Here is a 10445-nt window from a genome sequence, read left to right as displayed (position 1 = left end):
GCATTGTGCGAAGTATTACTTTGACCTTTGTCAAAGGCGCATTCATATACATCACGTACCGCTTTATCACTGGGATTATGAAATAGAGTATACGCTTTTATACTATCACTTTGATAAGCGCTGTCTAAATGGGTGCCCATTAACCACTGCGCTTTAGTAAATTCATTTAACATACCATTTACGGCGGCATGATGGGTGTTCACTTGTATGCTAGGCTTTGCATCACCCCATTCATCGATAAGTTCTTGAATTTCATCTCTTGACTTTGCCCCATCGTATTTCGCTCCGGAGCCAATCCTTTCTACTCGATACAACATGGTACGTTCATCAGTATGACGATCTTTCCTACCATGTAACTGCTGATCAAATAATATATCGGTTATATGCACTTGGCTATTAGCGGCAATTTTATAATCAATAAAGTAATGATAATTACGAAATGGAATATCAGAGCGGCGCATATGCCTAAAGGGATTACGGCTTTGTTTAACTGACGAGGCTGCTGTTGGGTGCAGACTGATAAATTGAATTTCTTTAATCACCTGCTGTTGGTCATAATCATTAAGGCTTTGCAGCATAACAAATGCTTGATAGGCAAATTCAACTTTTTGGTAATTAAAGTCAACCGGCAATCGAAGTCCATGCTCTAATGCTGTTTGATGGTCTAAGCCCATTAAACTATGAGGTGAACTCGGTTGTAGTGCATTTTTATTTGCGCCGCTGTTTTTCCATGTCATGCTAGTCATCCCTGATATATAAATTATTTATCATAAAATGGATTGTCGATTTTATATATAGCTACAAATAACTGGTTTTATTATGGTAAGTAATACTTGATGATAATGAGTTAATAATAAGCTCATATATACCCATTTAGGTCAGACGTTATTCGTAGCATTGAAACTGTTTAAGGAGGCTTGCTCAAATAGCGCTAAGCCGATACATTGACTATTAATTTTTACCAACCAACACAATTAAATAAAGAGAATTCAACATGGCTGAAAAAATTATCATCGCAACCGACAAAGCCCCCCAAGCTATTGGTACTTATTCACAAGCAGTTAAAGTCGGCAGTACCGTTTATCTTTCAGGTCAGATCCCATTAGACCCAAAAACCATGACCATGGTGAGCGATGATTTTGCAGAACAAGTTGTACAAGTGTTCGAAAATTTAACCGCGGTATGTGAAGCTGCTGGCGGAAAAATGAGTGACATCGTTAAGCTAAATATCTTCTTAACCGATTTATCTCATTTTGCCACGGTAAACGAAATTATGAGTCGTTACTTCCAACAACCTTATCCAGCTCGTGCCGCGATTGGCGTCAAAGAGTTACCAAAAGGGTCATTGGTTGAAATGGACGGAATAATGGAAATTTAGCGACAACCGTACAATTTTTTTAAAGGCACCTAGGGTGCCTTTTTTATTATCTGTGGGTTTTACACTGTAGAGTATTTACTCAACACCTATTGTTTCTTCAGTAAATTCTGCTAACGTGTTTGTTGTGTTACCTTGCACACATACTGTGCAATTGTTTGCGCCAGCGCACAAAAATGGCCATACTAAATTTATAGAGACCCACAATAACAATAAAGAACATGGAAGCGTCGATGGAAAATTTAATTAAAACTCCTGTTGAGATGTTGTCTCATTGGGTAGATACGCAAGGCGACAAAGTTTACCTTCGCCAGCCGATTGACGGTAAATATGTAGATTTCACCTGGCGTGAAGTTCAACAAAAAGTGCAACAAATTGCAGGTTCACTGCGCCATTTAGGTCTAGAGCGCGGTGATAAAGTTGCTGTACTGTCTAAGAACTGTGCCGAATGGTTTATTGTCGATTTAGCATTAATGTACGGTGGTTATATTAGTGTGCCTGTTTATCCAACTGCTAATGCCGAAACGATTCGTTATATACTTGAGCACAGTGGTGCAAAAGCCATCTTTACTGGCAAGCTTGATCATTGGGCAGAACAAGAAGCTGCCGTGGGCGGTGAAATTCTCCGTTTAGCCATGCCATATGACACCATGCCTACCCAATATCATTGGGAACAGCTATTGAAGCTGGGGCAACCTCTGGTTGATGAGCAGTTACCCACTGCTGATCAAGTCATGACGATCATTTATACCTCAGGCTCAACTGGCAAACCTAAAGGCGCGATCCAAACCTTTACCAGTTATGGCTGGGCGTGTGAAGCCGTGATCCGTGATTTACAAGCAAACACGACTGACCGACTATTATCTTATTTACCGTTAGCACACATTACCGAACGCGTAGCTATTGAAGGTTCATCATTCTATTCTGGGGCAACGGTTTCTTTTGTTGAAGGTCTCGACTCATTTGTTGATGACATTCAGCGTTGTCGTCCAACGATATTTTTCTCCGTACCGCGTTTATGGACGGTATTCCAACTCAATATCATCAACAAAATTGGTGAGAAAAAACTTAAAACCTTACTTAAACTGCCCATTATTAGCAGTATTGTTAAGCGTAAGATTAAAAAAGGTTTAGGGCTGGATCAATCACGCTTAAACGGCTCAGGCTCGGCGCCAATACCACCATCATTGCTTCAATGGTACAACGATATCGGCATTGATATTTGTGAAGCATGGGGGATGACTGAAAACTGTGCTTACTCGATAATCAACCATCCATTTAATGCCAAGAAGATTGGCACTGTCGGCCGTCCAGTTGAAGGATGCTTGGTACGTCAAACTGAACAAGGTGAGTTGTTAGTTAAAAGTCCTGGCTTGATGAGCGGCTATTACTTACAAGACGAAGCCACCGCAGCCGCATTTACCGAAGATGGTTTTTTCCATACTGGCGATTTATGCGAAATTGATGCAGACGGTTATATCGATATTACTGGTCGAGTTAAAGACAACTTTAAAACCTCAAAAGGTAAATATGTCGCACCTGTCCCTATTGAACGTAAATTGGCTCAAGATTCACATATAGAATTAATTTGTGTTATTGGCTCTGGCTTACCACACCCAGTCGCATTAGTGCAGCTTTCAGAAGGCTCTAAATTGCAGCCTCGTGAGGAAGTAAGAACATCATTGAAAGAGACGCTCGACAGCATTAACCCGCATCTTGAGTCACATGAGCACGTTGATGCCATTATAATCGTCAATGATGACTGGACCATTGAGAACGATGTGTTAACTCCAACGTTAAAAATTAAACGTCACGTACTGGAAAAAACATTCAGCGCCAAAGTAGACGGTGTGCGCGGTGCAAAAGTACGTTGGGAAGACGAATTGTAGTCATCCACTATCGATTATTTCACCTCAAAAAATACACGCAATATGCGTGTATTTTTTTGACATATTCTGTCAATATACGCGCCATCAACTATGCAGAGTTTACATAGCGTTGCATACCCATTAATTAGGCAGAGACTCATGTTCATTGCGTTATATATTATCGGCGGTTTTATCATTTTAACCTTTGGCGCAGAAGCTCTTGTGCGCGGAGCCAGTGCCGTAGCGCTGCGTTTAGGTATTGCGCCGCTCATTATAGGCTTAACCATTGTGGCATTTGGTACTAGCGCCCCTGAATTAGCGGTGAGTGTAAAATCGGCATTAGCAGGTAATCCTGGGATTGCCTTAGGTAATGTTGTCGGTTCTAACATTGTTAATGTCGGTTTAATTTTAGCCATCACCGCCCTTATTCGCCCTATTACCGTGCAATCTCAAATGGTTAAGCGCGATATTCCTATTATGATTTGCGCGTCAGTACTAATGTGGTTTTTGCTGCTTGATGGTGAAGTCAGCTTTATCGACGGAGCCATCTTATTTGGTGCACTTGTTAGTTATTTAGTCTTTAGTTATGTCAGCGCCAAAAATAATCCAGAAGATGTTGATGTTAATACCAATCCACAACACCCAGGATTATCAATCGCATTAATTATTGCTGGAATCGCAATGTTAGTCGGTGGTGGCATATTATTTGTGGATGGTGCTGTTGATTTAGCCAAGCAGTTTGGCATTAGTGAAGTCATCATTGGCTTAACAATTGTGGCTATTGGCACCAGTATGCCAGAACTCGTTACCTCGGTGATGGCGGCTCTTAAAGGTCAAAGTGACATTGCCATCGGTAACGTTGTTGGCTCTAATATTTTCAACGTACTCGGTATTTTAGGCGCGACAGCATTAATTCACCCAGTATCCGCTGCCGGATTTAACGAAGTTGATTTTATCGCCATGCTGATTTTTGCGTTTATGGTATTGCCGTTTGCTTGGAGCGGTTTACGTATTGGTCGTCGTGAAGGTGGAGTGCTTTTAGCTGGTTACCTTGGCTACACCAGTTATTTAGTGATGCAAGTGGTTTAAGTTATCGACAATATTACTCATACTAAAGGCCGAATATTCATTCGGTCTTTTCATAACACTTTGTAAGCCTATACTCATATTTAATACGAGATCCTGACAATACATGACATTTGTCATCTTCAATTGATGACCTTTGTGTCTAAGAATAACCCCCGCCTATCGCCATACTACACCTATCCCAACAACATCTTGATTGGGGGAAACGTAAATGGAGATAACCATGAAAACCTTACTACTGATCACCAGCTTAACCTTAGTCAGCCAAGCTAGCTTTGCTAATATTAGCGATATTGATGCTGCTGCCAACACCATGAACATCAATGAACTCAGCCAATACAGTGAACAGGCTATTGATTATGAAAAAGCCTATGCTGGTTATCGTCTAGCCATTACTGCCAACATAATGGGTCAACGTCAACTCGCTACAGATTCATTAAACGATGCTCAGCAAACTCTAGAATCTCTTTTAGACCAAGACCCATCTGCAGACCCACAAGCGCTACTTGCTGCGGTATACGGAATGCAAATCTCGTTTGATAATAGCAAAGGTGCTGTATTAGGAATGAAAACGGCACAATTACTTCAACAAGCAAACGATCTGGAACCTAACAATCCGCGCGTCAGTTTAGTGCGAGCAATTAATGCATTTTATACCCCTAGCGTATTTGGTGGCGGACTCGACAAGTCGCAAACATTAGCAACCCAAGCAATTAGTCAATTTGAGCAGCCTTGTAATGAAATCTGTTGGGGACATGCAGAAGCCTATACTTGGCGCGGACTCGCTAAACAAGAACAAGGCGACTTAAAAGGTGCTTTACAAGATTGGCAAACCGCCATTGAAGTTGACCCTCAGTATGGTTGGGCAAGATATCTGTTAAACCAACAAACAGTAAAGCAGTAATCGACCAGTTTATTATTACTCGCATAGGTTTGAGTTAGCGCGCAGTTACTCTATGATTAACTGCGCTAGGAGGCACTATGACACTCGGTTTAACAATACCCAACGAAAAGAGTTATGAGCAAAAAACCGCTTGGGTTTACCTCATAAACTTAGGTTTTTACTTTATTCCATTGTATTTCATGCACGGTCAATGGTTAAACATTACGATCGCAATCTTATTATTAGTGCCATTTATTATCGGTTATTTCTGGGCTTATAACTGTAGCAAAGAGCGAGCCCTCAAACCTATTGGGTTAATGTTTGTCACAGCAATAGCCTCATCATTTGTTAGCAGTGGCGCCATATCACTGTTCAGTTTTTGCTGTTTCTTTATTGGTTTTTTCTACTCACTTCGTACTGCCATATTGAGTTTTATCGGACTGAGTATTTTGCTTTTAGTGATCGATATTAGCATGGATTACACAGGCTACTTTTTTACTTTTTATGGTATGGGAATTTGCTTAGGGGTGGGAGTGTTTGGGATAATTGAACAAAACCGCCAACGCATCAAACGCCAGCAACAACAATCAAAAGATGAAGTCGCCAATTTAGCTACCGCATTAGAACGCGAACGTATTGGCCGCGATTTACATGATGTGATGGGGCACCACTTAGCCGCCATCGCCTTAAAAGCTGAACTGGCAGACAAATTCATTGCCTCAGGTAAAATCGATTTAGCGCAGCAGCAAATTCATCAAGTGAGTGTGATAACTCGAGACTGTTTAAGCCAAATTCGCCACACGGTATCGGGCTATAAACATCAAGGCTTGACGCATACCTTAAACACCTTAGCCAATACGTTAAGAGATAACGCTATTGCTGTCAGCATAGAAGGCACATTCCCTAAACTCAGTGAACTCATGGAATCGCAAATCAGCTTGCTGTTAACTGAGTTGATTAATAACACCATAAAACACAGCCACGCAACACATTGCACCCTGCGTATTGAACAAAGCCTAAATTGCCTCAAACTCAACTTTATCGAGAATGTACCGGTTAAAACCATCACTAAAGGCAACGGATTAACCGGTATTCAAGAGCGAGTAACCTTGCTACATGGCACCATCGACTATCAATTAATTCCCCATTATAAAGTAAGTATCCAATTGCCACTAAGTGAGTCCGTTAGATGAAAATTCTATTAGCCGAAGATCAAGCCATGGTAAGAGGCGCCCTCGCCGCGTTACTCACATTAGGATGTGATAGCTTAAATGCAATAGAGATTGTCGAAGTCGAAGATGGCGATAAAGCGATGCAACAACTTAAAACCGATTTGTTTGACCTGCTACTTACCGACATTGAAATGCCTGGGAAATCAGGTTTAGAACTGAGCCTATGGTTGCAACAGCAACGCAGTCAGACCAAAGTGATTATTCTGACCACCTTTGGCCGAGCGGGTTATATCAAACGAGCATTAGAATACGGTGTCGGTGGTTTTTTATTAAAAGATGCACCTTCTGCTGACTTAATTAACGCGATTAAACAAGTCATGGCGGGTAAACGAGTCATCGATCCAGAATTGGCTTTCACCGCTATTGGTGAAATAGATCCTCTCAACGACAAAGAAAGGCGCGCATTGCGCCTAGCAAGCGAAGGTTTATCAACCAGCGATATTGCCAGTCAGTTGTTTATTGCAGAAGGTACAGTACGAAACTATTTGTCAGAAGCCATTAATAAACTCAATGCCAGTAACCGAATTGATGCCGCCAGAATTGCCAAGCAAAAGGGTTGGTTGTAATTAGTGGCTTAATATTGCCTTGTATGCAAAGTCTGCTAAGATACCTTAAACATCTGTATATAATTACAGTGATTTGAGATTGATAGCTTGAAATCACTATAATTTTTACATCTTTGGTAATCAATTTAGGTGAGCACAATTTGCTACGACTGGATCTTGTTCCGATCACCGACCTTAAAGGCGTTGCTAAAAAGGTTGCGGAAAAACTGGCTAAGTTAGGTATTAAAACAGTACAAGATGTGCTGTTTCATTTACCGCTGCGTTATGAAGACCGTACGCAAATCCATGCTATTGCCGCATTACCTCCTGGCAGTTATGGCACCATAGAAGCAGAAATTCAGTCGACTCAAATCATGCAAGGTCGGCGGCGCATGTTAGTGTGTAATGTCCGTGATAACAGCGGAATGATGAGCCTGCGATTTTTTAATTTCTCTATGGCGCAACGTAATGCCATGGAAAATGGCGCCAGCATTCGGGCTTACGGTGAAATACGCCGTGGCAATCATCATAAAGAAATTGTTCACCCCGAATATCAAATTATTCATCCTGGTGAATCTGTCACATTAAGCGACACCCTAACGCCGATTTACCCGACGACTGAAGGGGTAAAGCAAGCCAGTTGGATCAAATTAACACAACAAGCCTTGGCGATGTTGGACCAAGGTGGATTACCTGAGTTACTGCCCAGTGCATTACAGCCAAACAATATTAGCCTGCGTGATGCACTGCATATTTTACATCGCCCCCATAGCTCAGTATCACCTTTTGAATTAGAACAAGGTCAGCATCCTGCCCAACAAAGATTAATCCAAGAAGAACTGCTGGCACATAATCTGAGCATGTTGCAACTACGCCAACGCAGTAACCAAGATGCCGCGGTGCCAATGCCAGCGACAGGTCAGTTACTAACGCCTTTTCTAGCGCAACTGCCTTTTAAACCCACTGGAGCACAACAGCGGGTTGTCGCCGAAATCAGCCAAGATATTCAACATCCAACGCCGATGATGCGTTTAGTTCAAGGCGACGTGGGTTCAGGTAAAACCTTGGTGGCGGCACTGGCGGCATTACAGGCAATTGAAAACGGTTACCAAGTGGCCATGATGGCACCGACTGAATTACTCGCCGAACAACATGCCAGCAACTTTGCAGCATGGTTTGAACCACTTGGGCTAAAAGTCGGCTGGCTGGCGGGTAAATTAAAAGGCAAAGCTAGGGTTCAATCACTTGAAGATATCGCTTCTGGCGCTGCACAAATGGTTATTGGAACTCATGCAATATTTCAACAAGCGGTGGTGTTTAATAAACTGGCGCTGATTATTATTGATGAGCAGCATCGTTTTGGTGTGCATCAACGCCTAGACTTACGAGAAAAAGGTGTCAGCCAAGGCTTCCATCCACACCAGCTCATAATGACTGCTACGCCAATTCCGCGTACCTTAGCCATGACCGCTTATGCCGATCTTGATACCTCGACCATTGATGAACTGCCTCCAGGACGAACTCCCGTAACCACAGTAGCCCTTGCCGACAGTCGCCGAGAGCAAGTGATTGAACGTGTAAAACAAGCAGCATTAAACGATAATCGCCAAGCTTATTGGGTCTGTACCTTAATTGAAGAGTCTGAAGTACTTGAATGCCAAGCGGCTGAAGACACCGCCACAGAACTCGCCATAGCGTTACCAGAACTGAAAATAGGCTTGATCCATGGAAGAATGAAAAGCGCTGAAAAACAACATATCATGGCGCAATTTAAAGCAGGTGAATTGAACTTACTCGTCGCCACCACCGTCATAGAAGTTGGCGTTGATGTGCCTAATGCCAGTTTAATGATTATCGAAAATCCTGAACGCTTGGGCCTAGCACAGTTACACCAATTAAGAGGTCGAGTCGGCCGTGGGGCTGTAGCTAGCCATTGTGTATTACTTTACAAAGCCCCGTTATCACAAACGGCCACCAAACGTTTAGGCGTACTCAGAGACAGTAACGATGGTTTTGTTATTGCTCAAAAAGACTTAGAAATTAGAGGTCCAGGCGAAGTGCTTGGCACCAAACAAACCGGTTTGGCAGATCTTAAAATTGCTGATCTGATTCGTGATCAACACTTAATTGCACCAACTCAAAAATTAGCATCTCATGTTTACCAGCAAGTGCCACAAAACGTAGATGCTATCATTCATCGCTGGATCGGTGATAGACAACAATATGTCCAAGCGTAATATAGATCATAATATATTGTTCATTATCATCAGTTATCACTAGACAAGTGGGCCGAATATTGCAAAATGGTATATAAATTGTGTTTGTTATCTAGTCAGCTAGCGGGGATCACCTTACTGCAAGCAAAGCGAAAGCTTTAACGCAGTGAAAGCGATTTGAAATCAGTCCTCCGCAACTGTTTAGTTATTGAATGTAATTAGTATCATGCAGAATTTTTCGACTCCATCTAGATCTTTGTATCGATTAGCTATAACGCCAAGGAATTGAAATGCAAGTTAATGAAGAAGATAGAATTACCCCACAAGCCACGGAAAAAACTGGCTCTAACATGCTATTAATCGCTATAGCCGTTATCGCGCTATTAGGCGCCAGCAGTTACTTCTATTTTACGAGTGATGATACCGAAGAATTAGAACCGGTTGTCATGACGCCAGTTGAACTGCCAGAATCAGTACCAGAGGTGCCAATAGAACAAGCGCCGATTGAAGAACCGCAAAGCGTTAGCACTGTTGATGATATGGTTCCCGCTGGAGAATCTGAATCGTCTGCTGCAGTGGCAGAGCCTCTGCCAGTATTAGCTGAATCTGATGATTTTGTTGAAGCAAAAACATTAGCCATTGCCAACGGTATGAAAATTGCGCCGATGATCTTGAAAAAGGACATAGCTCGCCAATTTGTGGTGTTTGTTGATAACCTAGCCCAAGGTGATATCGTGCATAAAGCAAGCCCGTTAAAAGGCCCTGATACCCAATTTACTGTGAGCGAGATAACCAATAAAACCTATCTTAATCCAGATGGATATCATCGATATGATTTGTATGCGAATTTCATCGAAGGCTTGAACGATAAAGATTTAGTCGCTACTTATATTGAATTAAAACCACTCTTTGCTGAAGCGTTTACTGAACTCGGTTACAGTGATATTGATTTTGATAAGCGTATGCAGCAAGCTTTTAGCATGGTTGCTAGCGCCCCGATTATTGAAGACCCTATTGAGCTTTCATCAATCAGTGTGAACTATAAATACGTTGATCCTAACCTTGAAGCGTTGCCCAGTGCACAAAAACTGTTGATCCGTATGGGACCTGACAATACTCGTAAAATTAAAGCTGCGGTCAAAAAGCTACAACAAAGTTTTCCAAACAAATAAGCTTATAACCACGAGTAACCCTAGCAGATTAAGCTATCAAAAATGAACGCGACATATGTCGCGTTTTT

8 protein-coding genes and 1 pseudogene are annotated in these 10445 nt (G+C 42.0%); 8 read left to right on the top strand and 1 reads right to left on the bottom strand.

Going from position 1 to position 10445, the window contains the following annotated elements; translation table 11 throughout:
• A pseudogene (locus H5185_RS12060) lies at positions 1 to 737 on the bottom strand (hypothetical protein); the annotation flags it as partial.
• 257 nt (positions 738 to 994) lie between these two features.
• Here H5185_RS12060 and H5185_RS12055 point away from each other — a divergent pair.
• The 8 genes from H5185_RS12055 (at position 995) to H5185_RS12020 (ending at position 10377) form a co-directional block, all read left to right on the top strand.
• Positions 995 to 1378, top strand: a complete 384-nt coding sequence (locus tag H5185_RS12055) for a RidA family protein (protein ID WP_182697748.1) — start codon at positions 995 to 997, stop codon at positions 1376 to 1378.
• A gap of 230 nt (positions 1379 to 1608) precedes the next feature.
• Positions 1609 to 3264 carry an AMP-binding protein gene (locus H5185_RS12050; RefSeq protein WP_182742197.1) on the top strand — a complete coding sequence of 552 codons (1656 nt, stop codon included), beginning with the start codon at positions 1609 to 1611 and terminating at the stop codon, positions 3262 to 3264.
• A gap of 138 nt (positions 3265 to 3402) precedes the next feature.
• Entirely contained in the window at positions 3403 to 4332 is a 930-nt protein-coding gene (locus H5185_RS12045; protein WP_182697746.1) for a calcium/sodium antiporter, read from the top strand.
• Between the two features lie 220 nt (positions 4333 to 4552).
• Positions 4553 to 5233 carry a tetratricopeptide repeat protein gene (locus H5185_RS12040; RefSeq protein WP_182742196.1) on the top strand — a complete coding sequence of 227 codons (681 nt, stop codon included), beginning with the start codon at positions 4553 to 4555 and terminating at the stop codon, positions 5231 to 5233.
• 77 nt (positions 5234 to 5310) lie between these two features.
• Positions 5311 to 6405: a sensor histidine kinase gene (locus H5185_RS12035; protein ID WP_182742195.1), complete on the top strand. Its 1095-nt coding sequence runs from the start codon at positions 5311 to 5313 to the stop codon at positions 6403 to 6405.
• On the top strand, positions 6402 to 7010 hold the full coding sequence (locus tag H5185_RS12030; RefSeq protein ID WP_182742194.1) for a DNA-binding response regulator: 609 nt from the start codon (positions 6402 to 6404) through the stop codon (positions 7008 to 7010). Before H5185_RS12035 ends, H5185_RS12030 begins: the two co-directional genes overlap by 4 nt.
• A gap of 140 nt (positions 7011 to 7150) precedes the next feature.
• The gene (recG, locus tag H5185_RS12025) at positions 7151 to 9226 is read left to right on the top strand and encodes an ATP-dependent DNA helicase RecG (RefSeq protein ID WP_182742193.1); all 2076 of its coding nucleotides are present in this window, start codon (positions 7151 to 7153) and stop codon (positions 9224 to 9226) included.
• A gap of 269 nt (positions 9227 to 9495) precedes the next feature.
• Positions 9496 to 10377 (top strand): DUF3014 domain-containing protein, encoded by an 882-nt coding sequence (locus H5185_RS12020; RefSeq protein WP_124017471.1) that lies wholly within the window; start codon positions 9496 to 9498, stop codon positions 10375 to 10377.
• Positions 10378 to 10445 lie beyond the last annotated feature (68 nt).

It is taken from the genome of Shewanella sp. SG44-6 (assembly GCF_014164185.1).
Classification (GTDB): domain Bacteria; phylum Pseudomonadota; class Gammaproteobacteria; order Enterobacterales; family Shewanellaceae; genus Shewanella; species Shewanella vesiculosa.
Note: the sequence above shows the minus strand (reverse complement) of the source record. Positions and strands in the feature narration are given on the sequence as shown.

Coding starts and splice junctions, on each gene's coding strand:
- H5185_RS12055 (WP_182697748.1), top strand. CDS start 995: ATGGCTGAAAAAATTATCATCGCAACCGACAAAGCCCCCCAAGCTATT.
- H5185_RS12050 (WP_182742197.1), top strand. CDS start 1,609: ATGGAAAATTTAATTAAAACTCCTGTTGAGATGTTGTCTCATTGGGTA.
- H5185_RS12045 (WP_182697746.1), top strand. CDS start 3,403: ATGTTCATTGCGTTATATATTATCGGCGGTTTTATCATTTTAACCTTT.
- H5185_RS12040 (WP_182742196.1), top strand. CDS start 4,553: ATGAAAACCTTACTACTGATCACCAGCTTAACCTTAGTCAGCCAAGCT.
- H5185_RS12035 (WP_182742195.1), top strand. CDS start 5,311: ATGACACTCGGTTTAACAATACCCAACGAAAAGAGTTATGAGCAAAAA.
- H5185_RS12030 (WP_182742194.1), top strand. CDS start 6,402: ATGAAAATTCTATTAGCCGAAGATCAAGCCATGGTAAGAGGCGCCCTC.
- H5185_RS12020 (WP_124017471.1), top strand. CDS start 9,496: ATGCAAGTTAATGAAGAAGATAGAATTACCCCACAAGCCACGGAAAAA.